This window comes from Flavobacterium sp. (assembly GCF_041392005.1).
Classification (GTDB): Bacteria; Bacteroidota; Bacteroidia; order Flavobacteriales; family Flavobacteriaceae; genus Flavobacterium.
Genome location: NZ_JAWKMX010000008.1, coordinates 1 through 20,665 on the forward strand (window position 1 = coordinate 1; position 20,665 = coordinate 20,665).

Sequence of the window (20,665 nt, forward strand, 5' to 3'; positions counted from 1 at the left end):
AAAGCAACAAAATATGAAGATTTTGATCCCGAATTAAAAAAAGTTGCTTTAACTACTTTTGCTATCAGTATATTATTTTGGATGATTATTATATTTTCAACTAACTCCTAAAAACTTTAACTATGAGAATAACATTTTACGGTCACGCTTGTTTAGGAATTCAAATTGATGATGTTCATATCGTGGTTGACCCATTTATTACTGGAAATCCAAAAGCAGCTCATATTGATATAAACGCTATCAAAGCCGATTACATTTTGCTTACGCATGCGCATCAAGATCATATTTTAGATGTAGAAACTATTGCCAAGCGGACTAATGCGGTAATTGTTTCGAATTATGAAATTGCTACGCATTATGGCGCCAAAGGTTTTCAATTCCATCCTATGAATCATGGCGGAAGCTGGGATTTTGAATTTGGAATTATAAAATATGTACCTGCTATTCATACTTCGTCTTTCCCAGATGGAAGTTATGGCGGGCAACCCGGTGGATTTGTAATTGAAGGCGAACGCAAAAATATTTACATTGCTGGCGATACCGCTTTAACAATGGATATGAAACTTATTCCACTTCGAACAAAATTAGACTTAGCGATTTTACCTATTGGAAACAATTTTACAATGGATGTTGATGATGCAATCATCGCTTCGGATTTTGTACAATGCGATAAGATTTTGGGCTATCATTTTGATACTTTTGGTTACATCGAAATTAATCATGAAGAGGCAAAACGTAAATTTTTTGATGCAAATAAAGATTTAATGTTGCTAGAAATAGGAAATTCAATTGAATTATAAAATTTTCAATTACGAATTACGATTTTTTTTACAATGAAAGAAAATATCATTCAATCAAAAAGTTACGAGTTTGCTTTAAAAATTATTAAGGTATATAAATTGCTTGTCGAAGACAAAAAAGAGTTTGTTTTGTCGAAGCAATTATTGAGAAGCGGAACTTCAATTGGAGCTAATATTGAAGAAGCAATTGGCGGTCAATCAGAAAGAGATTTTTATGCTAAACTAACTATTTCTTATAAGGAAGCACGTGAAACTAAATATTGGATAAGATTACTTAAAGATTCTACTTATTTAGAATTAGATAGTGCAAATGAATTATTAAGAGATGTAGAAGAAATTTTACGAATTATTGGAAGTATTCAAAAAACATTAAAAAATAAAAATTCGTAATTGAACATTCGTAATTGAACATTCGTAATTGAACATTCGTAATTGAACATTCGTAATTGAACATTCGTAATTGTTAATTTAATGATTGCTACCTACCGAAAATATATACTTAATTTTAAACGACCTAGTGGAACTTCACGTGGTGTTTTAACCGAGAAAGAAACGTGGTTTTTGATTTTAGAAGAAAATGGAAAAATTGGAATAGGTGAGTGTGGTATTTTGAGAACATTATCCATTGATGATCGTCCCGATTATGAAGAAAAATTGCAATGGGTTTGCGAAAACATTCATTTAGGAAAAGAACAACTTTGGAACGAGCTTATTGCGTTTCCTTCAATTCAATTTGGTGTTGAAATGGCTTTTCTTTCCTTACAATCTAATTCGACTTTTGAATTGTTTCCGTCAGATTTTACATTGGGCAAAACGTCTATGGAAATAAACGGCTTGGTCTGGATGGGCGAAGCCAATTTTATGAAACAACAAATTGAAGAAAAATTAGCACAAGGTTTTCGTTGTATTAAGTTAAAAATTGGCGCTATTAATTTTGAAAAAGAATTGGAATTGTTGCAGTTTATTCGACAAAATTTTGATGAAAAAACCATTGAAATTCGAGTAGATGCTAATGGTGCTTTTGCTTTAAACAATGCTTTATATAAACTAAATCAATTAGCTGACTATAAGCTACATAGTATTGAGCAACCAATTGCAAAAAACAATACTGACACAATGTCAGAACTATGTAAAAACACACCTTTTCCTATTGCATTAGATGAAGAGTTAATCGGTGTTTTTTATACTAAAGATAAAGAAATATTACTTGAGAAAATTAGACCGCAATACATCATTTTAAAACCCAGTTTAATTGGCGGATTTAAAGGAACATTAGAATGGATTTCATTAGCTAAAAAGTACAATATTGGCTGGTGGATTACTTCGGCATTAGAGAGTAATATTGGTTTAAATGCCATAACTCAATTTACGTTTACACTCAATAATCCTATGCCGCAAGGTTTAGGAACAGGTGGTTTATATACTAACAATTTTGATTGTCCTTTATATATAGAAAATGGGAAAATAAAGTACAATCCAAATGAAAAATGGAATGCAACTTTTTTTAGCAATTTGCAATAGTGTGGTTTTTTTATCGTTATAATTAAAATTTTAAATGTGAAAAAAATTGTCATTATTGTTTTAGTTGTAGTCTTTTTATTTACTGCATTTATATTTGGATTTAAGTTACTGGTAACAACAATTGTAAACCAAAGAAATTGCGAATTTGCCAATATTGATAACGTTGAAGTAAATGTAGGTGTTAATATTCCTAAAATTGAAGTTTCGCAATGTAATTATGATGAATCGTTAAACTTGAAATCGGTATATTTTAAATTTAAAGAACAAAACAGTCAAGACTATATTACTACTTTTAAATTTAAAAAAGTTAAAAATTTAAACGATTTGGAAAAAGATAATTTACAATACTTTTTAGGTAATTTTTCAAGTCTATATAAAAACTTGGATAGTCTTTATATTAAAAAAGGAAATAGAAAAAACAATTCGCACGTTGCAGTTTACAATGCTTATACAAATGAATTTTGGGCTGTAATCCATTTTAAAGATTGAATTTGTATTTTTGCAAATCAATTTATTAAGTTTTATCTTTTAAGCTATTTAACAACTAACTTTCAACTTTTTAACTAAATTAAAATGTTCCGATTAAAATTACCAACCGACCCACGCTGGGCAAATATAGCCGAAGGCAACCTTGAAGAAATATTATCCGATCACGCTTGGTGCGAACAAAAAGCAGCTACCAATGCAATCAATTTAATTATTAATAATTCTGAAAAACCAGAGTTAGTTAAAGCTATGCTTGAAATTTCTATTGAGGAAATGGAGCATTTCAAGATGGTGCACGATATTATTTTAGCGCGTGGTTACGAATTTAAACGTGAACGAAAAGACGATTACGTAAACGAATTAATGAAATATTTAAAGCAAAATCAAGATGGTTCGCGCGAATCGGGTTTAATTGAACGTTTGCTGTTTGCCGCTATGATAGAAGCCCGTAGTTGCGAACGTTTTCGTGTTTTAAGCGAAAACATTCAAGATAAAGAATTAGCAAAATTTTATCGCGATTTAATGGAAAGCGAAGCCAATCATTACACGGCTTTTATTGGTTTTGCCCGTCAATATGCCGAAACAATAGATGTGGATAAACGCTGGAACGAATGGTTAGAAGCCGAAGCGAAAATTATTAAAAACTACGGAAATAGAGAAACTGTGCATGGGTAAATTTAGTTTTTCAGTTACAATTTTGGTCAGCTTTAGCTGAATGTGTTCTAACTCAAAACTAAACTGTATAAAAGATTATTTCTCTGGAATAAATTTAATAGAAACCGAATTAGTACAATAGCGTTTTCCAGTAGTTTCTTGCGGACCATCGTCAAAAACATGACCAAGATGTCCGCCACATTTAGCGCACATTACTTCGGTACGAACCATTCCAAAACTTAAATCTTCTTTATAAATAACCGAACCTTTTATGGCTTTATCGAACGAAGGCCAACCACAATGCGAATCAAATTTTGTATCCGATGTAAATAATTCGTTTCCGCAACCTGCACAAACGTATTTTCCTTTTTCAAAAAAGTCGTAATATTCGCCACTAAAAGCTCTTTCCGTTCCTTTTTCTCTTAAAATTCTATATTCTTCTTCCGAAAGTTGCGCTTTCCACTCGGCATCTGTTTTTTGCTGTTCCAAATCTGTTGTTTTTTTATTTTGTGAGTAACAAGAGTTTAGTAGTAATATTAACGAAAGTACTAGTAATTTTTTCATTTTCAAAATTTTTAGCGTTAGTAATTTTGTTCTTATATAATTCTGTTAAGTATTTATTTCTAAATCTTTTAAATACTCTTCGTATTCGTAATAAAATAACTCAAAAGCGGTCATTTTATTGTTGAAAAAATCGAAAATGGCTTCCCAAGTATTTTTATTATTTACGCTTACACCATCAAGCTGTGTCCAAATTCTACTCACTATTTTTCCATTTTCTAAAATATAATCTTGTTCAAAAATAGCATCGTTTACATAATCGTCTAATAATATAGTTTTCAACGATTCCATTTTTTCAAAATAAATTTTTCTATTTTCTTCATTTTTAGTTTCAATATCTAAAATTACGTGTGCTTTTTTGGTATCTACATAAAACTTAAAAGCAAAGTCTTTTACGCCCGTGTTGTATAATAACCATTTTCGCGGATAGGCTGCTGCAAATTCTATCCAAAATTCTTTTTTTATGCGTTTTGCTTCTTCTTTACTAAACATTTTTGTATCAAAAATTAAAATTCTTACAAAATTACGTTATCTTTATGTTTCGAATTTTTTAATATGCTATTTCAAGATTTTTTAAAATATATTCCAAAAATAGAAAAAGAAAAGCTATTAGCCGAAGATGCGCATGCAAAAATGGCACCTCTCGAACGAATTTCTTTTTTAAAACAAGAGCATTATAGCGATAAAAATCCTAAGCAAGCAGCTGTTTTAATGTTGTTTTATCCTAAAATGGGACAAACAAATTTGGCTTTAATTGTTAGAAATTCGTATCCGGGTGTGCATTCTTCTCAAATTGGTTTTCCTGGCGGAAAGGTAGAAAAGGAAGATAAAGATTTGGCAGCAACTGCATTGAGAGAAACAGAAGAAGAAGTAGGTGTGGCTCGACAAAAGGTTACTATAGTAAAACCGTTTAGTACAATTTACATTCCGCCGAGTAATTTTTTAGTTGCTCCTTTTATGGGAATTTCACAAGAAGAACTTCAATTTATACCCGATTTAGATGAGGTAAAACGAGTTTTAGAGTTTCCATTACAATTATTTTTAGATGATAATACAATAACAAAAGTGAAAATGACCACATCGTACGCAACAGATATTGAAGTGCCAGCCTTTATGGTTGATAAATATGTAGTTTGGGGAGCAACCGCCATGATGATGAGTGAATTAAAGGAAACCCTTAAAAATGCTTTAAACTTAAAGTAATCATTTTGTAAAATAATTTGATTTTATACATTTGTAGCCCAACCAATTTTAATATTTATGGGATTATTTAAGAAAAATCCTTTTGGACAAATACTTTTTTTAAAACTTTGGCTAATTCGCATTGCAGGATTAATTACGCACAAGCGTTACAGAGGTTTTAATAAATTACAAATAGAAGGTTCCGAAATTATACGCAATTTACCACCAACTAATGTTTTGTTTATTTCGAACCATCAAACGTATTTTGCCGATGTTGTAGCTATGTTTCATGTGTTTAATGCGTCGTTAAAAGGTAGAGAAAACACGTTAAAAGATGTAGGCTATTTATGGAATCCGAAGTTAAATTTGTATTATGTAGCAGCAAAGGAAACCATGACAGGAGGCTTGCTTCCTAAAATTTTAGCGTATGCGGGTTCTATATCGGTAGAACGAACTTGGCGTGCAAAAGGCGAAGATGTAAAACGAGAAGTTAACCCAAACGATACCGAAAATATAAAAGTAGCTTTAGACGATGGCTGGGTTATTACTTTTCCGCAAGGAACAACACGTTCGTTTAAACCTGTACGAAAAGGAACGGCACACATAATTTTACAACATAAACCTATTGTAGTACCAATTGTTATTGATGGTTTCCGTCGTTCTTTTGATAGAAAAGGAATATTTGTAAAGAAGAAAGGAATATTGCAAAGTATGGAAATTAAACCACCTTTAGAAATTGACTACGAGAATGAAACTGTAGATGGTTTGGTCGAAAAAATAGAATATGCTATAGAGCAACATCCTTCGTTATTAAAAGTTATTCCTGCCGAAGTTTTAGAGGAAAAAGAAAAAGAAGATAAAGAACGAATGTGGAGTTATTAAAAAAAGGCAATTTAATTGCCTTTTTTTATAATTCAAATTTTTCTAATTCTTTATAATTTTTGTTCAATTTTTTTAATAATATACCGTATAAAAGTTTATAGAACAACCATAAAAGTAGCATGCCTATTCCAACAAAAATTAAGCAAACGAAAGCAATAATAAAATAAGCTAGTAAAGAATTATCGCCGCCGTTTACTTTTTGTAACATGCGCTCCATTTCTGGACTGTAAGTAAATTGTGCCCACAAAGTTACAATCATAGATATGGTAAACAATACTAAGTTAAAAACGACATAATAATTTACCGATTTTCTAGTGTTTAATATATTTCGCATTAAGGCTTTTATCGTATCGGTTGTTTTTATTTTTGTATAATTTTTGTAGAATATATATATAAAAACAGCAATTCCTGTATAGTTAACAATACTACCTACTAAAATAAATGTTTTTAAATGATACAGTTCTATCATTTTATTGTATTTATCGTCGTTAAATGCAAAATTTAAGCTTAACCAAAATACAATTTCTAAAACACTAATAATCAAAATCCACTTCACAATTGAAGACGAACGTTTGTGTAGCATTCCATAAATTTGTTTTTCGGTAACTTGATTGTACGAACTTTCATTCTTTTTCCAATCGCGTTTCAATAATTCTAATTCATCTGTATTCATTACGGATTTAGTATTTTTTTTAATTTTCCTTTTACGCGGTTCATTTTTACTCGTGCATTTACTTCCGAAATACCTAGTGTTTCCGATATTTCTGCATAATTTTTGTCTTCTAAATACAAAAAAACCAATGCTTTTTCAATATCGTTTAATTCGCTGATGGCGCTGTATAATAATTTGAGTTGCTCTTCTTCTTCAAAGTTGTAATCTTCTTGTTTTACTTTATGAAAACTTCCATCAAACTCAATGGTATTAATAGTTTTTTTCTTTTTTCTATAGAGTGTAATGGCAGTATTTAAGCCCACACGATACGCCCAAGTGGTAAATTTAGAATCGCCTCTAAAATTAGGATAGGCTTTCCAAAGCTGAATGGTAATTTCTTGAAATAAATCGTTATGAGAATCATTATCAGTAGTGTATAATCGACAAATTTTGTGAATTATATTCTGATTTTCTTGTAATTGTTTTACAAATTCAACTTCCGATGATGATTTCATATAACAATAAGTAGTTTTTTATGAAAAATTGTTACAACTGAAGATTATTCAATTTTAATAAATAGTTGAATTGGTTTACAATTTTTATTTACTAAAACGATGCAAGGTGTAAACCATAACCGACAGTAGTAAAAAAGCAACCAACTGGTGCGCTAATCCTAACCAAAGTGGCACGTGAAATAAAAGTGTAAAAACACCCAGAATAAACTGCAGCAAAACAACAACAATTAAACTGGTAACACTGGTTTTTTGTTGTGTGCTTAAACGGTATTTTCTACTTTTAAAAAATAGTAAAAACATAACAAAAACCACTATATAAGCGAAAGTTCTATGAAAAAACTGCACACCACTTTTACCTTCGGTAATGGCTAAAAACCAATTCGATTTTTCGAGTAAAATACTTTCGTGAAAAAATTCGCCATCACTCATTAATGGCCAATTATTATGGACTAAACCAGCATTTAATCCAGCTACAAATCCGCCCCAAATTATTTGAATGAGCAATGCTGCTAAAGCCACCCGAGCTATAGTTTGTAGCGGTTTTATAACATAATTTTTTTCGGGATACATTAAATCTAACGCCACCCAAAGTGTATAAGCAAAAGTTATAAAAGCAAAAGTTAAATGTAGTGCCAAACGAAAATGACTCACGTCTGGATTATCAACAAGTCCGCTTTTTACCATAAACCAACCTAAAAAACCTTGAAAAGCGCCCATTGCTAAAAGAATAAGACATTTTTTAAAGGTGTTAAAATCAAGTTTCTTTTTTAGGATAAAATAGAGAAATGGAATAATGAAAACAATGCCAATTATTCGACCAATAAATCGATGAAACCATTCCCAAAAATAAATAAATTTATAGTCATCAATTGTAAAACCACCTTCTTTATATTGGTTAATTTTTTGGTATTCGGGAAAGGTTTTGTAAGCATTAAAAGCGTCGTTCCATTTGTCTTCAGATGTTGGTGGAAAGGTATCGGTAATTAAGTGCCAATCGGTCATCGATAAACCCGAATTGGTTAAACGGGTAATACCACCAACCATAACCATAATAAAAAGGAGTAAGCATCCAGATAGTAGCCAAATGATAACAGCTTTGTTAGGGTTTGCTTTTAGCATTTTAGGGTTTTAATTATAACGATACAATTAATTTACAATTACTTTTTTAGTTTCCGAAACGCCATTTGCACTAACAGTAATAAAATAGAAACCACTAGGTAAATTCGAAACTACATAGCCATTATTTACTTTTAAAGGATTTTTTTCAATAGTAATTTGTTGTCCATTAATGGCATAAACTGTAATAGTATCTAAATTTGCTGTTGTAGCAATAGTAAAAATTCCGTTATTACTTGGATTAGGGTAAATAGTAGTATTTTCCAATGCAAATGTGTTTGTGTTTAAAGTTGCACATTGCGCTTGCCAAATTTGGCACACATATTCTGGGTGGTCAATGTATGGATTTCGATTGTTTTGAAAATTAAAAATGGCGTTATTTTGATTGATTTCTTTTTGAGAAACGGGGTCGTCTAAGTGCCATTTAATTAATCGTAAAATAAAAGCATCAGAAAAAACTTTGTTTGTAGAACCGTCAAACATATTTTTTGCTTGGCAAGACGCAGCATCTGCACCAGAATAGAAGTTGTCCATTAAATCTTCATAACGAGTAGCAAAATAAAAATAAGCTCTAGCAATATCGCCTTTAAATTCATCTATTGGTTCAAAAACAGTTCCACTATAAGTTGAATAAGCGTCAATAACATTAGCGCCCTTTTTAGAACCGTTATATGAAGTATAAGAAGCACTATTTACTTCTCCAAATGGTAAATTATTACGTTGTCCATTTACATAGCCATCAGAAGGAACTGCGTGAAAAGGGTCGTTCTTCATTGGGTTTGTAGCGTAATGGTCAAAATATGATTGCGGTACTAAATGTTCTCTGTTGTAACAATCGCCTTCAGCAGAGTAATTTCCACACTGGTCGGTTACAGGAGTAAACTGGTATTGTGGTAATTCTGGTTCGCCTATTTTTTCAGAATACATATCGTAAATTGTACCGTCGTTATCGTCGTAAATATCTTTAAACGCATTATTTTCATTTGCAAAAAGCGTCCATAAGGCAGAATAACCTTGGTCGTTATGCTCATATTCTGGGCTTAAACCATCATTGTCATGGTCAATAATATTTTTTAATTGGGTTTTTAATGCGTAGCCACTACCAGTTGCAGAATTGTAATATCCTGTAGGAATTTGCGCTAAAACTACAGTTGATAATGCTATTAAAATAAGTGTAAAGTTTGTTTTCATTTTAACTATTTTTTCGTTCTAAAAGTGCCATATAAAAGCCATCGTAGCCACTTTCGTGTGCTAAAACTTTATGATCTTTTACAAAGGTAAAGTTTTTTCCTGTTTCTGTAGATAGAAATTTATCTACTTGTTTTTTATTTTCAGAGGGCAAAACCGAGCAAGTAGCATAAACTAGCTTGCCACCAGGTTTTACTATTTTAGAATAATTTTCTAATATTTCTGCCTGAACGAGTTTAATATTATCAATAAATTCGGGTTGTAATTTCCATTTGCTATCGGGGTTTCGCTTTAATACGCCTAATCCGCTACAAGGCGCATCAATTAAAACTCTATCGGCTTTTTCGTACAGTTTTTTAATGGTTTTTGTTCCTTCAATAACTCTAAATTCGGCATTGTGAACACCATTTCGCTTGGCTCTTGTTTTCAATTGCTTTAGTTTACTTTCGTAAATATCCATAGCAATAAGTTGGCCTTTGTTTTGCATTAATGAGGCTAAATGTAGTGTTTTTCCACCTGCACCTGCACAAGTATCTACAACTCGCATTCCGGGTTGCACATCTAAATAATAGGCAACTAATTGCGATGATGCGTCTTGAACTTCGAATAAACCGTTTTTAAAAGCTTGTGTTAAGAAAACATTGGCACGTTCTTTTAAAACTAAAGCATCTTCGTAACCTTTTCTAAATTCGGTTTCAATATCGCTATCCATTAAGATAGATCTTAGTTTTTCTTTAGTAGTTTTTAAAGTATTTACGCGCAAAATTACTTCGGCTTGTTTGTTTTGAGCCGCAATTTCTTTTGTCCATTTTTCTTCGCCTAGTTCTTGTACGCCCAGTTCGTCCATCCAATCAGGAATAGATTCTCTAAATTTTCGTGTTTTGGAAAGTTCATCAAAACGTCCTTTTATTCTGCGAACAGGTGTGTTTTCAAAATATTTCCAATCGGGTAGGGCGTAGCCACGTAATACTGCCCATACAGCAAACATTCGCCAAATATCATCTCGGGTAAAAGGTTCTTTAACTTCGGCAATTTCGGCGTATAGCCTTTTCCAACGAACAATTTCGTAAATGGTTTCGGCAACAAATTTTCGGTCTTTACTTCCCCAGCGTTTGTCGCGTTTTAATACTTTGGCTACTTCTTTATCGGCATAAGCACCTTCGTTAAAAATAGCTAACAAAGCATCTATTACCGCAAAAACTAAATTTCTATGTAATCGCATTATTATATAAATGAGCTTGCAAAGATAGTTATTTGTATAAAAAAAGAGCTGAATTTTCAGCTCTTTATTATTAAAATGATGTTTTATTAACTTCTTCCACCTCTGTTTGAAGATTGTCCTCTACTTGTATTGCTAGAAGAACGTGTAGCATTAGAACTGCTTCTAGATGAAGTTGAGTTTCTTGTACTCATTGAACTATTGCTACGAGTTGAACTACTACGTGTACTAACCGAGTTTGAACTAGAACGATTTGGCGTACTAGACACTCTTGGAGTTCGTGTAGTTGTAGTATTTCTTGTAGAAGATACATTTTTATTGTTTCTAACGGATTGTGTAGTGCTTCTTATTGGAACATTTGTACCTTCATTTCTAGTTGTACTTTCATTTCTAGTTTCAGAAATATTTCTAATTGAAGTAGCATTATTATTTCTAGTTGATTCACTATTTCGGGTAGTTCTAACGCTATTATTGGTAGAATTTCTAGTGGTGTTCGATGCTAATTCTCTCGTGCCAGCTACTCGTGTGCGAATAGTTCTGTTTTGATCCATTTCATATCGATTAGCATAACCATTATTTCTATGCGTAAAAGAACGATTAGGATAGCGTGTTTCATAACCATTTGCTCTTCGGCCATAATATGCGTTATAAGCAGTACTACATCTTCTGTAGTTTACATAATTGTAAGTTATACCATAGTTAATGTAAAGAGCAATGTTATTACGGTATCTAAACACAGGATATGGTGCCCAATACGTATAATAACTAGGGTAATAGCCCCAGTACCAAGCAGAACAATACGGGCGGTAATAAGGTGTCCAAAAAGTAGTATAAATAATAGGTCTAGTTACATAAACCGGTTCGTAAATATAATTAGTACCATACATATAAACATCGCCTACTACTTGTACTGCAACGTTGTTGTTACGGTCTTTTTCAACTTCTACTGTTGCAATGTCTTGGTATAAATCTTTATCTAAAACAGCTTGAATTACAATAATATGAGCATTTCCTTCAATTGATTCAATTACACGAAGGTAATCTACATAATTATCGCCATTTAAATCTAGATTCGAAATTTGCGCTTTCGGGTCGTTTAAGCGTTGTTCAAAATCTTCTAAATCTTTACTATCGCCAAAAATAGTCGCAACAGCTCTTAAATCTAAATTATCGCTAATATCGGTACTGTTAGCTCTAACCGTTGTTTTATCTTGTGCTAATGCAGGTAGCGAAACGAGCAACCCAAGCATTAAAATAATTATTTTAGTTTTCATAGTGTAAAGTGTTAAATTAAACTTCATTTCTATACTAAAACCAATTACTGTGCCAAAATGAAAAATGGAGTATTTCAAAAATTGTTATACTTTTGCTAAAACCCTTTAAAATATGGTGTTATGAAGTATTCGTGTTTTTTAATTTTATTTTTTATTTTAATTTTATCGTGTAAAAAAGAACAAACAAAATCTCAAACTACACGTAAAGAAGTAACTTCTATAAAAGTAGATACGATATACCAAGATGCAATAAGTATTAGAGCAATAAAAGTAAGCGATAGCCAAATATGGTTTGGCGCAAATAATGGAAAATATGGAGCAATACATTTAAAAAGCCATAAAATATTTAAAGGAAGAATTCAGTACGATACTATTTTTCCAGAATTTAGAAGTATTGCGCAAACTAAAAATGGTATTTTTTTACTAAGCGTTGCTAATCCTGCTTTACTGTATAAAGTTTCTAACGATAAAAAACAGATAAAACTGGTTTATAAAGAAGAAAACGAAAAGGTTTTTTACGATAGCATGCAGTTTTTAGACGATTCTTTTGGTGTTGCAATGGGCGATCCTGTAGAAAATTGTTTACATGTAATTTATACTGATAACGGAGGCGAAACTTGGCAAAAAATTCCTTGCAAAAATTTACCTAAAATTGCAGAAGGCGAAGCTGCTTTTGCAGCAAGTAATACAAATTTAATTCTAAAAGGAAATTCAATTTTTATGGTTTCAGGTGGCAAAAAAGCGCGCTGTTTTGTGAGTAATGATAAAGGAAAGTCTTGGAATGTTTACAATACACCAATTATTCAAGGCAAAGCAATGACGGGTATTTTTACGGCCGATTTTTACGATGAAAACACAGGTGTAATTGCAGGTGGAAATTATGAAAACCAAGAAGATAACACAAGCAATAAAGCCATAACTATTGATGGCGGCAAAACGTGGAAATTACTTGCCAAAAATTCAGGTTTTGGCTATGCTTCGTGCATTCAGTTTGTGCCAAATTCTAAAGGAAACAGCTTGGTTTGTGTGGGTGGAACGGGTATTTTTTATTCTACTACTAGAGGCGAAAGTTGGAAAAAACTTTCAGATGAAAAAGATGTGTACACATTACGTTTTTTAAACGACAGCGTTGCCTATGCAGCGGGTAACAAAAAAATTCTAAAACTTACTTTTAAGTAAAAAACTGCCTAAAATTAGACAGTTTCATTGTAATTAAATCTTATTTTTTGCCTTTTCGACCTTTAAATTCGTGAAGTAGTTTTCGGTTAAATTCGTCTTCTGTTTTTTTAAGTAAAATAATCTTTTTTGCAGAAAGTACTTTTTTTACTTCGTTTATAAATTTTTTACGAATGGTATGCAATTCGTCTTCGTTTTTTTCAAATTGTGTTAATAATTCTTGCGCTTCTTGTTCCGATAAATTATTTAAACCTTCATCGTCAATACGTTGCATTTTGTCTTTCCGCATGGCGTGTCGAAGTTCAAATTGTTTTTCATCGAAAGCATTATAAATAGGCCAAAATTTTTGTGCTTCTTCAGTTGTAAGATTAAGTTTTTCGGTAATATAGGCAATTTTTAAAGCTTTAATTTTATCTTTTCGTTCGTTCGTGTTTTGTCCAAAACTAAAAGCTGTTGCTACGAGTAAAAGCATTAACGCTACATTTGTTTTCATTTTCATACTATTTTATTCGGTTAAGTAATCTTCAATATTTTTGTTGTTTTCAAAATACGTTTCAATAGCTTCGTTGCTAATATCTGTAATGTCGGTAAATTCAATAGTTTCATCAGAATTTAACTTTTCGGCTAATTCGTACGAGCTAAATTCGGTTGCTAAATAACTTTCTAATGAAGCGGTTTCTATACTGTCAATTGTTGCAGTATTCGATTTTAAAACCATTGTTAAACAAAATAAAAGCGTTAAAACAGCAGCAATGCCGCTATACCAAAGTTTTTTGTTTTGTGTTAGCGATAAAACTTTAGTTCTCGAATCGTTTTCTTTTTTAATTTTTGTTAGTATAGTCGCTTCAAAATCAACAAAATAAGAATCGGGAGTTTTAAATCCAGGTTTTATTTTAGGGTTATGTAAATTGTAATTATTCATATAAATAAGATACTTTTTCTACTAAAAGGTTTAATTGTTTTGTAAATATTCTTCAATTTTCTTTACTGCTAAATGATAGCTTGCTTTAAGTGCGCCAACCGAAGTTTGCACAATTTCTGATATTTCTTCGTATTTTAACTCTTCAAAGTACTTCATTTTAAAAACCAATTGTTGTTTTTCGGGTAAAGTAGCAATGGCTTTTTGTAATTTTAGTTGAATTTCATCGCCGTCAAAATAGACATCGCTTTCGAGTTTGCTTATTGTTTTTTGTTGTAATTCTTCACTAGTAAAGCCTAACTTTTTGGCTTTGGTTTGTAAAAAGCGTAACGCTTCGTTTGTCGCAATGCGATACATCCACGAAAACAGCTTACTTTCGCCTTTAAATTGATGTAAGTTCTGAAATATTTTCATAAAAGTATTTTGCAAAACATCGTCTGCATCGTCGTGGTTTAAAACAATGTTCCGAATATGATTGTAAAGTGGCTTTTGATACAACTGCAATAACTGGTTAAACGCTTGTTGCTGCGTTTTTTTATTTTGTAGTTGTTCTAAAAATACTTGTTCGTTTTGCAAAAGATTACTTTCTATTTTAGATGTAAATTAGTAAAAAAGGTTTAATTAGATACTAATTTTTTTCGGTTATTTTTGCAAAAACAACTACAATGATTAAAACCGTAATTTTTGATATGGATGGTGTTATTGTTGATACAGAGCCTATTCATAAATATGCGTATTACCAGCATTTTAAAGAATTAAGTATTGAAGTTTCCGATGAAATGTTTGCTTCTTTTACAGGTAATTCTACTCGAAATGTTTATCAAAAATTAAAAGCTATTTTTAATTTAAAAGAAAATACTGAAGATTTAGTATTGCGCAAACGTGCTATATTTAATGAAGCTTTCGATACAAAACCCGATTTATTTTTAATTGAAGGTGTTGAAGGTTTAATTAAAGAATTGTTTACTAATAATTTTGAATTAATTTTAGCTTCATCGGCTTCAAAAAGTACTATTAATAAGGTTTTTAATCGGTTTAATCTGCACAATTATTTTGCACATAAAGTAAGTGGCGAAGATTTTCCAAAATCGAAGCCTAATCCTGAAATTTTTATATACGCTGCTCAACTTTCCAAGCATAATGCTGCAGAATGCGTCGTAATTGAAGATAGTACGAACGGAGTAGCAGCTGCAAAAGCCGCAAACTTAAAATGTATTGGTTATAACAGTTTTCATTCTAAATTGCAAAACTTATCGCAAGCCGATTTTGTAATTCATCATTTTAATGAAATTGATGTAACAAAACTAGCTAACGGCTTGTTTGTAAACGAGTAAACAACGTTCGCGTGCTTCTTTGTGATTAACTATTGGTTTAGGATACTTTATGGTGTCTATTTCGGGTATCCATTTTTTAACGTATTTTAAATTGGTATCAAACTTTTTAAGTTGTTCTTCTGGATTAAAAATTCTGAAATAAGGTGCAGCATCTACACCGCTACCTGCTGCCCATTGCCAATTGCCTACATTGCTTGCTTGGTCGTAATCTAATAATTTTTGTGCAAAATAAGTTTCGCCCCAGCGCCAATCTATAAGTAAATGTTTACATAAAAAACTAGCTACAATCATACGCACGCGGTTGTGCATGTGGCCAGTTGTATTAAGTTCGCGCATACCAGCATCTACAAATGGGTAACCTGTTTTGCCTTCGCACCACATTTTAAATTCTTGTTCGTTATTATGCCACTTAATGCTATCGTATTGAGGTTTAAAACTTTGAGTTGTGGTATGCGGAAAATGCCATAGAATTTGCATAAAAAATTCGCGCCAAATTAATTCGTTTAAAAACGTTTCATTTTTAAAAGATTGCGCTAGCTTTACCATTTTTCGTATTGAAACCGAACCAAAACGCAAGTGAATGCCTAAGCGCGATGTTCCTTCAATAGCAGGAAAATTTCGGGTAGCCTCATAGTTTTTAATAAGCTCTCCAGAACAATTAAAATCTGGAATATGTATATTTGACTTTTCAAAACCTATAGCATTTAACGGTAAAAATGAGTAGTTATGATTTACAATATGATCTAAAAACGTTTCGGAAGGATAATGCGTTATGTTTTTTTGAGCTAGTGTTTCTTTCCATTTTTTTGAAAAAGGTGTAAATACCACATAAGGCGAACCATCTTGTTTTACAATTTCATTTTTTTCAAAAATTACTTGATCTTTAGCCGTTTTAAATGGTATATTTTCTTCTTTTAGTATTTGATAAATTTCTTTATCTCTTTTACGTGCGTAAGGCTCATAATCGTGATTGGTGTAAACGGCTTCAATTTTATTTTCTGCAATTAATTGCTTAAAAACAGTAATTGGTTTACCATAAAAAACGGCTAGCGATTTTTTGTGTAATTGAAATTCCGTATTTATTTTTTCGATTTGATTATGTATGAATGTAACCCGAGCATCATTTTTAGGTAATTGCGATAAAATACTGTCGTCGAAAATAAAAATAGGTAAAACGTTAGTAGAGGCTTGTAAGGCATGGTAAAATGCAGCGTTATCATCTATGCGTAAATCGCGTCTAAACCAGAAAATAGTCATTAATAAAAGTGTTTTACTGTTTAAATTCGCCAAAAAGGCTAATAAGTTTTTGTTTTCTATACTCAAAAATTTGTTCCAATTTTGGTCGCACAATAAATGGGTGTACAAACTGTCCAAGAATTCCAAACGGTACTTTGTAATGAATAATATCTTCCATTTCTACACCACCATGAATTTCTTTTAAAAAGTGTTTATGATGCCAAAGTGAGTATGGACCAAATCGTTGTTCATCTACAAAATAGTTTTTCTCTACAACATGTGTAATTTCAGTTACCCATTTTGTAGGTATGCCCAGAACAGGTTTTACAATATATTCAATAATTTGCCCAGGATACATTTTTTTGTCAGCTCCGGAAACAATATCAAACCCCATATAACTAGGTGTAATTGTTTTTAAATTTTTTGGATCAGACAAAAAATCCCAAGCTTCTTGTAAAGAAATAGGTAAATTTTGTTTCGAATGCAATTGATATATTTTCATAACAAAAAAATGTTTAACAAAAATACTAAAAAACTTAAACAAAATTATTAAATTTTAGGAATTGATTAACAATAAAAAGCAATTTTTATTTCTAATTTAGCGCAAACTAAAATTTATAATATGAAAAAAGGATTTATTTTACTACTAGTTTTTACGCTTAATTCTTTTTTGTATGCGCAAGTAAAAGTACCGCAAGCAAGCCCAGCGGCAAAAGTAGAGCAAGTGGTGGGCTTAACAACAGTTAATATTGAATATTCGCGTCCTAGTATAAAAGGAAGAACTGTTTATGGCGATTTGGTTCCTTTTGGAAAATATTGGCGTACAGGAGCAAACGCTTGTACTACAATTCATTTTTCTACCGATGTTACTATTGATAACAAAACATTAAAAGCAGGTAAATACGCTTTATATACCTTACCAAAAGCCGATACTTGGACAGTTATTTTTTATAACGATACTACTGCTTGGGGTTTACCGCAAGAGTGGAATGATGAAGCGGTAGCTTTACGTGTAATGATTAATCCTACTATTTTATCGCAATCGGTAGAAACTTTTACAATTCAAGTAGATAACATTACAAACGATTCGGCTACTTTAGATATTTTATGGGAACGAACTAAGATAACAGTTCCGTTTACAGTTCCTACAAAAGATATAGCATTAGCAAGTATTAATAAAGTAATAAGTGGTCCAGCACGTGCAGATTTTTATGCTGCAGCGCAATATTACTACCAATCAAATCAAGATTTAAATCAAGCTTTATTGTGGGTAGATAAAGCTGTTGAAGGCGATAATACACCTTTTTGGTATTACCGATTAAAGTCGTTAATTCAAGCAAAAATGGGTAATAAAAAAGGAGCAATAGAAACGGCAAAAATGTCGCTTGATGGCGCAATAAAAGCTGGTAATTCTGATTATGAAAAAATGAATAAAGAGAGCATAGCTGAATGGTCGAAATAATTTTAGACTAACCAGTATGCTACAAAAAAGCGCTTTCAATTTTGAAAGCGCTTTTTACTTTAGTTATAGTATATTGTTATACTTTATAACTTAGACATATTTTGAGCTAAAGTTTCTATAAATTTTCCAATAGGTCCTTTTATCATCATTGCCATCATAGGGTTAAATTCGCCTTCAAATAAAAGTTGAACTTCTGTTTTATCGGGCGAAATTTCATTTAAATTTCCAGTTAGGGTAAAAGGTAATTTGCTAGATGCTGCACCAAGAATAATTTTGGTGTAAGGTGTAGTTTCTTTTTTTATCAATTTTATTTCGGGCATACCTTTTAAAGCGAATTCAAAGCAATTTTCATCAATTACTTCAAATTTTGCAATGTTTTCGGGCATTAACTTTTCAAAATTTTTAACATCAACTAAGGCGTTAAATAAATATTTTGCGGGTTTGTTAACGGTAACTTTTGGACTTTCTAAATTCATAATCTATTTTTTATTTTTTCCAATCTGCTGGGTTTTTTCGCCAATCTTCAAGGCTTGATAATTCTTCTACAGAAATATATTTTTTGGCAACGGCTTCTTTTAAAAGTGTATCGTAATTACTTAGTGTAAATACTTCTAGGTTGCTTTCTCTGAATCTATTTACTGAAACATCAAACCCGTAACTAAAAATAGCAGCCATTCCTTTTATAGTTGCTCCTGCATTTTTTAAAGCTTCAATTGCTTGTAAACTGCTCCCTCCTGTGCTAATTAAATCTTCTACAACCACTACACTTTGGCCTTTTTGTAAAAAGCCTTCTATTTGGTTTTGCCTACCGTGTTTTTTGGGTTCAGGGCGCACATATACAAAAGGTAACCCCATACATTCTGCAACAAGTATGCCAATTCCAATAGCTCCAGTTGCTACGCCAGCAATAACATTGGGTTTACCAAATTTTTTTTCAATTTGTTTAGCAAAAGCTTCTTTTACAAAATTACGAACAGCTGGAAATGAGAGAATTACACGATTATCGCAATAAATGGGCGACTTCCAACCCGAAGCCCATGTAAAAGGGCTTTCAGAATTTAATTTAATTGCGTTTATTTGTAAAAGCAATTCGGCTGTTTTTTCGGCAGTATTAATATCAAAAATCATAGTTGCAAATGTATAAAGTTTTTGTGAACGAAAAGCCACTTTTTTTAACTAGTAAAGTAGAAAAAGAAACCGATTTTCAATTGTTTTTATTGGAAAGTGTTGATATAAAGAAGGTTATAATTAAAATGTTTCAAAATAAAATACAAAAAGCTATTTTATATCATCCTGACGAAAAACTGATAATGAAAACTTTAAAAGCAAAAATACCTGTAGCTAAAGCAGGTGGAGGCTTGGTGTATAATCAAAAAGGAGAAGTGCTTTTTATTTTTAGAAATGGGAAATGGGATTTGCCAAAAGGCGGCACCGAAAAAAAAGAAACAATTGAAGAAACCGCTATTAGAGAAGTAGAAGAAGAAACAGGCGTTAAGGGTTTAAAAATTGTAAAAAAATTACAAAAAACGTATCATGTTTTTAAACGAAACGGACGCTATAAACTAAAGCAAACGCATTGGTTCGAAATGAAAACTAATTTTAATGGAAAATTAGAAGGCCAGGCGGAAGAAGGAATAGAAAAAGTAGTTTGGGTAAAACCAAATAAAATACCAGAGCTTTTAGAAAATTCGTATAAAAATATTGAGTTGTTGTTTTAAGCTTTTACATAATTCGCTTAATTACTCGTAGTTTATGTGTGTGTTTATTGGTTTCGGCATTATAAATTCCTAAATGATCGAGCCTGTCGATACGTACTTTCCCCGAAGCGTGAATAATATAATTTTCGTTTAACACAATGCCAACGTGTGTTATTACGCCATTTTCATTATCAAAAAAGGCTAAATCTCCAGCTTCGCTTTCTTCTATAAAACTTAGTGCTTCGCCTTGTGTTGCCTGTTGTGAAGCATCGCGAAATAAAGTGTATCCATTTAATTTGTAAACCATTTGCGTAAAGCCAGAACAATCTATCCCAAAAGGCGATTTTCCTCCCCATAAATAAGGCGTATTTAAATACATAAATGCAGTTTTAGCTATCTCGGTTTTTGCTTTTACACCGCAGGTTTTTGCTCCTTCGAATATAAAGTTTTTACGGTTTATAGCTTCTTGGTCTAAAAAACTTATACTACTACCTAAAGGAATAGCAATTAACTCATTTTCAGTATTAGAAACATATTCTATTAAATTTGTGTTTAGAATTTCGGGCGAATTCTTTAAAATTAAAAATTGTTCTTCCGATAGTTCTTGAAATTGTTTTTTATCAATCCAACCTACATAATCGTCAAAAGAAATTTTAATTTTTACCCATTTTTCAATTTGCTCTATTATAGCAAAACTTTCGCCAAATAAAAGTTGTGTTACTTGCTCACTTTTATCTGACGGTTCTAGGCGAACTGGCACAATAGCCAAATTACAAATTCCAAACATTAAA

At 31.6% G+C, this 20,665-nt stretch carries 27 protein-coding genes; 11 read left to right on the plus strand and 16 right to left on the minus strand.

Translation table 11 applies throughout. The features are described 5' to 3' along the window. Nucleotides 1–122: 122 nt before the first annotated feature. The 5 genes from R2808_RS05610 (at nt 123) to R2808_RS05630 (ending at nt 3,482) form a co-directional block, all read left to right on the plus strand. Entirely contained in the window at nt 123–800 is a 678-nt protein-coding gene (locus tag R2808_RS05610; protein ID WP_371269981.1) for a metal-dependent hydrolase, read from the plus strand. A 33-nt stretch (nt 801–833) separates the two neighbouring features. Beyond that, complete coding sequence (locus R2808_RS05615) at nt 834–1,190, plus strand: four helix bundle protein (RefSeq protein WP_371269982.1); 357 nt, start codon at nt 834–836, stop codon at nt 1,188–1,190. Nucleotides 1,191–1,271: 81 nt separating this feature from the next. Next, on the plus strand, nt 1,272–2,321 hold the full coding sequence (locus R2808_RS05620) for an o-succinylbenzoate synthase (protein ID WP_371269983.1): 1,050 nt from the start codon (nt 1,272–1,274) through the stop codon (nt 2,319–2,321). A 36-nt stretch (nt 2,322–2,357) separates the two neighbouring features. Next, a complete protein-coding gene (locus tag R2808_RS05625) occupies nt 2,358–2,810 on the plus strand; it encodes a hypothetical protein (RefSeq protein WP_371269984.1) in 453 nt (150 codons plus the stop codon). Nucleotides 2,811–2,894: 84 nt separating this feature from the next. After that, nucleotides 2,895–3,482 (plus strand): tRNA-(ms[2]io[6]A)-hydroxylase, encoded by a 588-nt coding sequence (locus tag R2808_RS05630; protein ID WP_371269985.1) that lies wholly within the window; start codon nt 2,895–2,897, stop codon nt 3,480–3,482. 75 nt (nt 3,483–3,557) lie between these two features. Here R2808_RS05630 and msrB read toward each other — a convergent pair whose 3' ends face one another. Further along, entirely contained in the window at nt 3,558–4,025 is a 468-nt protein-coding gene (gene msrB / locus R2808_RS05635) for a peptide-methionine (R)-S-oxide reductase MsrB (RefSeq protein WP_371269986.1), read from the minus strand. A 45-nt stretch (nt 4,026–4,070) separates the two neighbouring features. Then, complete coding sequence (locus R2808_RS05640) at nt 4,071–4,514, minus strand: DUF4268 domain-containing protein (protein ID WP_371269987.1); 444 nt, start codon at nt 4,512–4,514, stop codon at nt 4,071–4,073. 63 nt (nt 4,515–4,577) lie between these two features. Between R2808_RS05640 and R2808_RS05645 the strand changes: the two genes are divergently transcribed. Together R2808_RS05645 and R2808_RS05650 are read left to right on the plus strand one after the other, a co-directional pair. Further along, on the plus strand, nt 4,578–5,225 hold the full coding sequence (locus R2808_RS05645; RefSeq protein WP_371269988.1) for a CoA pyrophosphatase: 648 nt from the start codon (nt 4,578–4,580) through the stop codon (nt 5,223–5,225). 57 nt (nt 5,226–5,282) lie between these two features. Continuing rightward, nucleotides 5,283–6,086 (plus strand): lysophospholipid acyltransferase family protein, encoded by an 804-nt coding sequence (locus tag R2808_RS05650; RefSeq protein WP_371269989.1) that lies wholly within the window; start codon nt 5,283–5,285, stop codon nt 6,084–6,086. A gap of 25 nt (nt 6,087–6,111) precedes the next feature. Here R2808_RS05650 and R2808_RS05655 read toward each other — a convergent pair whose 3' ends face one another. The 6 genes from R2808_RS05655 to R2808_RS05680 all read right to left on the minus strand — a co-directional run bounded on the left by R2808_RS05655 (nt 6,112) and on the right by R2808_RS05680 (nt 12,050). Then, entirely contained in the window at nt 6,112–6,759 is a 648-nt protein-coding gene (locus tag R2808_RS05655; protein ID WP_371269990.1) for a hypothetical protein, read from the minus strand. Then, complete coding sequence (locus R2808_RS05660; protein WP_371269991.1) at nt 6,759–7,253, minus strand: RNA polymerase sigma factor; 495 nt, start codon at nt 7,251–7,253, stop codon at nt 6,759–6,761. The genes R2808_RS05655 and R2808_RS05660 overlap by 1 nt, the downstream gene beginning before the upstream one ends. An 84-nt stretch (nt 7,254–7,337) precedes the next feature. Then, complete coding sequence (locus R2808_RS05665) at nt 7,338–8,372, minus strand: COX15/CtaA family protein (RefSeq protein WP_371269992.1); 1,035 nt, start codon at nt 8,370–8,372, stop codon at nt 7,338–7,340. Nucleotides 8,373–8,399: 27 nt separating this feature from the next. Continuing rightward, nucleotides 8,400–9,560: an endonuclease gene (locus R2808_RS05670; RefSeq protein ID WP_371269993.1), complete on the minus strand. Its 1,161-nt coding sequence runs from the start codon at nt 9,558–9,560 to the stop codon at nt 8,400–8,402. Between the two features lies 1 nt (nt 9,561). After that, nucleotides 9,562–10,779, minus strand: coding sequence for an RsmB/NOP family class I SAM-dependent RNA methyltransferase (locus R2808_RS05675; RefSeq protein WP_371269994.1), 1,218 nt, complete (start codon nt 10,777–10,779; stop codon nt 9,562–9,564). Nucleotides 10,780–10,865: 86 nt separating this feature from the next. Further along, nucleotides 10,866–12,050 (minus strand): hypothetical protein, encoded by a 1,185-nt coding sequence (locus R2808_RS05680; RefSeq protein ID WP_371269995.1) that lies wholly within the window; start codon nt 12,048–12,050, stop codon nt 10,866–10,868. Between the two features lie 120 nt (nt 12,051–12,170). On the opposite strand from R2808_RS05680, the gene R2808_RS05685 reads away from it, so the two are divergent. Then, nucleotides 12,171–13,229 carry a WD40/YVTN/BNR-like repeat-containing protein gene (locus R2808_RS05685; RefSeq protein WP_371269996.1) on the plus strand — a complete coding sequence of 353 codons (1,059 nt, stop codon included), beginning with the start codon at nt 12,171–12,173 and terminating at the stop codon, nt 13,227–13,229. A 40-nt stretch (nt 13,230–13,269) separates the two neighbouring features. Here the strand turns inward: R2808_RS05685 and R2808_RS05690 are convergent, their stop codons facing one another. Genes R2808_RS05690 through R2808_RS05700 form a run of 3 tightly spaced genes read right to left on the minus strand, consistent with a single transcriptional unit; the run spans nt 13,270 to nt 14,721 of the window. Next, nucleotides 13,270–13,719 (minus strand): Spy/CpxP family protein refolding chaperone, encoded by a 450-nt coding sequence (locus R2808_RS05690; protein ID WP_371269997.1) that lies wholly within the window; start codon nt 13,717–13,719, stop codon nt 13,270–13,272. A 12-nt stretch (nt 13,720–13,731) separates the two neighbouring features. Beyond that, on the minus strand, nt 13,732–14,148 hold the full coding sequence (locus R2808_RS05695; RefSeq protein WP_371269998.1) for a hypothetical protein: 417 nt from the start codon (nt 14,146–14,148) through the stop codon (nt 13,732–13,734). A gap of 30 nt (nt 14,149–14,178) precedes the next feature. Next, nucleotides 14,179–14,721 carry an RNA polymerase sigma factor gene (locus R2808_RS05700; RefSeq protein WP_371269999.1) on the minus strand — a complete coding sequence of 181 codons (543 nt, stop codon included), beginning with the start codon at nt 14,719–14,721 and terminating at the stop codon, nt 14,179–14,181. Between the two features lie 89 nt (nt 14,722–14,810). Here R2808_RS05700 and R2808_RS05705 point away from each other — a divergent pair, with 89 nt between their 5' ends. Further along, entirely contained in the window at nt 14,811–15,479 is a 669-nt protein-coding gene (locus tag R2808_RS05705; RefSeq protein WP_371270000.1) for an HAD family hydrolase, read from the plus strand. Here the strand turns inward: R2808_RS05705 and R2808_RS05710 are convergent. Beyond that, a complete protein-coding gene (locus R2808_RS05710; protein ID WP_371270001.1) occupies nt 15,450–16,736 on the minus strand; it encodes a deoxyribodipyrimidine photo-lyase in 1,287 nt (428 codons plus the stop codon). The two genes, R2808_RS05705 and R2808_RS05710, sit on opposite strands and share 30 nt — an antisense overlap. A gap of 13 nt (nt 16,737–16,749) precedes the next feature. Continuing rightward, nucleotides 16,750–17,217 (minus strand): cell division inhibitor, encoded by a 468-nt coding sequence (locus R2808_RS05715; RefSeq protein ID WP_371270002.1) that lies wholly within the window; start codon nt 17,215–17,217, stop codon nt 16,750–16,752. Between the two features lie 120 nt (nt 17,218–17,337). On the opposite strand from R2808_RS05715, the gene R2808_RS05720 reads away from it, so the two are divergent. Then, nucleotides 17,338–18,177, plus strand: a complete 840-nt coding sequence (locus tag R2808_RS05720; RefSeq protein ID WP_371270003.1) for a DUF2911 domain-containing protein — start codon at nt 17,338–17,340, stop codon at nt 18,175–18,177. Nucleotides 18,178–18,260: 83 nt separating this feature from the next. Here the strand turns inward: R2808_RS05720 and R2808_RS05725 are convergent, their stop codons facing one another. Together R2808_RS05725 and pyrE are read right to left on the minus strand one after the other, a co-directional pair. Next, on the minus strand, nt 18,261–18,653 hold the full coding sequence (locus tag R2808_RS05725) for an SRPBCC family protein (protein WP_371270004.1): 393 nt from the start codon (nt 18,651–18,653) through the stop codon (nt 18,261–18,263). Nucleotides 18,654–18,663: 10 nt separating this feature from the next. After that, entirely contained in the window at nt 18,664–19,305 is a 642-nt protein-coding gene (gene pyrE, locus R2808_RS05730) for an orotate phosphoribosyltransferase (protein ID WP_371270005.1), read from the minus strand. Between the two features lie 8 nt (nt 19,306–19,313). On the opposite strand from pyrE, the gene R2808_RS05735 reads away from it, so the two are divergent. Beyond that, entirely contained in the window at nt 19,314–19,895 is a 582-nt protein-coding gene (locus R2808_RS05735) for an NUDIX hydrolase (RefSeq protein WP_371270006.1), read from the plus strand. Nucleotides 19,896–19,899: 4 nt separating this feature from the next. Here the strand turns inward: R2808_RS05735 and R2808_RS05740 are convergent, their stop codons facing one another. Next, nucleotides 19,900–20,661 (minus strand): NlpC/P60 family protein, encoded by a 762-nt coding sequence (locus R2808_RS05740; RefSeq protein WP_371270007.1) that lies wholly within the window; start codon nt 20,659–20,661, stop codon nt 19,900–19,902. Nucleotides 20,662–20,665 lie beyond the last annotated feature (4 nt).

Excerpts from the sequence above, each read along its gene's own strand:
- R2808_RS05610 (WP_371269981.1), top strand. The coding sequence starts at position 123 with ATGAGAATAACATTTTACGGTCACGCTTGTTTAGGAATTCAAATTGAT.
- R2808_RS05615 (WP_371269982.1), top strand. The coding sequence starts at position 834 with ATGAAAGAAAATATCATTCAATCAAAAAGTTACGAGTTTGCTTTAAAA.
- R2808_RS05620 (WP_371269983.1), top strand. The coding sequence starts at position 1,272 with ATGATTGCTACCTACCGAAAATATATACTTAATTTTAAACGACCTAGT.
- R2808_RS05630 (WP_371269985.1), top strand. The coding sequence starts at position 2,895 with ATGTTCCGATTAAAATTACCAACCGACCCACGCTGGGCAAATATAGCC.
- msrB (WP_371269986.1), bottom strand. The coding sequence starts at position 4,025 with ATGAAAAAATTACTAGTACTTTCGTTAATATTACTACTAAACTCTTGT.
- R2808_RS05640 (WP_371269987.1), bottom strand. The coding sequence starts at position 4,514 with ATGTTTAGTAAAGAAGAAGCAAAACGCATAAAAAAAGAATTTTGGATA.
- R2808_RS05645 (WP_371269988.1), top strand. The coding sequence starts at position 4,578 with ATGCTATTTCAAGATTTTTTAAAATATATTCCAAAAATAGAAAAAGAA.
- R2808_RS05650 (WP_371269989.1), top strand. The coding sequence starts at position 5,283 with ATGGGATTATTTAAGAAAAATCCTTTTGGACAAATACTTTTTTTAAAA.
- R2808_RS05655 (WP_371269990.1), bottom strand. The coding sequence starts at position 6,759 with ATGAATACAGATGAATTAGAATTATTGAAACGCGATTGGAAAAAGAAT.
- R2808_RS05660 (WP_371269991.1), bottom strand. The coding sequence starts at position 7,253 with ATGAAATCATCATCGGAAGTTGAATTTGTAAAACAATTACAAGAAAAT.
- R2808_RS05665 (WP_371269992.1), bottom strand. The coding sequence starts at position 8,372 with ATGCTAAAAGCAAACCCTAACAAAGCTGTTATCATTTGGCTACTATCT.
- R2808_RS05670 (WP_371269993.1), bottom strand. The coding sequence starts at position 9,560 with ATGAAAACAAACTTTACACTTATTTTAATAGCATTATCAACTGTAGTT.
- R2808_RS05675 (WP_371269994.1), bottom strand. The coding sequence starts at position 10,779 with ATGCGATTACATAGAAATTTAGTTTTTGCGGTAATAGATGCTTTGTTA.
- R2808_RS05680 (WP_371269995.1), bottom strand. The coding sequence starts at position 12,050 with ATGAAAACTAAAATAATTATTTTAATGCTTGGGTTGCTCGTTTCGCTA.
- R2808_RS05685 (WP_371269996.1), top strand. The coding sequence starts at position 12,171 with ATGAAGTATTCGTGTTTTTTAATTTTATTTTTTATTTTAATTTTATCG.
- R2808_RS05690 (WP_371269997.1), bottom strand. The coding sequence starts at position 13,719 with ATGAAAACAAATGTAGCGTTAATGCTTTTACTCGTAGCAACAGCTTTT.
- R2808_RS05695 (WP_371269998.1), bottom strand. The coding sequence starts at position 14,148 with ATGAATAATTACAATTTACATAACCCTAAAATAAAACCTGGATTTAAA.
- R2808_RS05705 (WP_371270000.1), top strand. The coding sequence starts at position 14,811 with ATGATTAAAACCGTAATTTTTGATATGGATGGTGTTATTGTTGATACA.
- R2808_RS05710 (WP_371270001.1), bottom strand. The coding sequence starts at position 16,736 with ATGACTATTTTCTGGTTTAGACGCGATTTACGCATAGATGATAACGCT.
- R2808_RS05715 (WP_371270002.1), bottom strand. The coding sequence starts at position 17,217 with ATGAAAATATATCAATTGCATTCGAAACAAAATTTACCTATTTCTTTA.
- R2808_RS05720 (WP_371270003.1), top strand. The coding sequence starts at position 17,338 with ATGAAAAAAGGATTTATTTTACTACTAGTTTTTACGCTTAATTCTTTT.
- R2808_RS05725 (WP_371270004.1), bottom strand. The coding sequence starts at position 18,653 with ATGAATTTAGAAAGTCCAAAAGTTACCGTTAACAAACCCGCAAAATAT.
- pyrE (WP_371270005.1), bottom strand. The coding sequence starts at position 19,305 with ATGATTTTTGATATTAATACTGCCGAAAAAACAGCCGAATTGCTTTTA.
- R2808_RS05735 (WP_371270006.1), top strand. The coding sequence starts at position 19,314 with ATGTATAAAGTTTTTGTGAACGAAAAGCCACTTTTTTTAACTAGTAAA.
- R2808_RS05740 (WP_371270007.1), bottom strand. The coding sequence starts at position 20,661 with ATGTTTGGAATTTGTAATTTGGCTATTGTGCCAGTTCGCCTAGAACCG.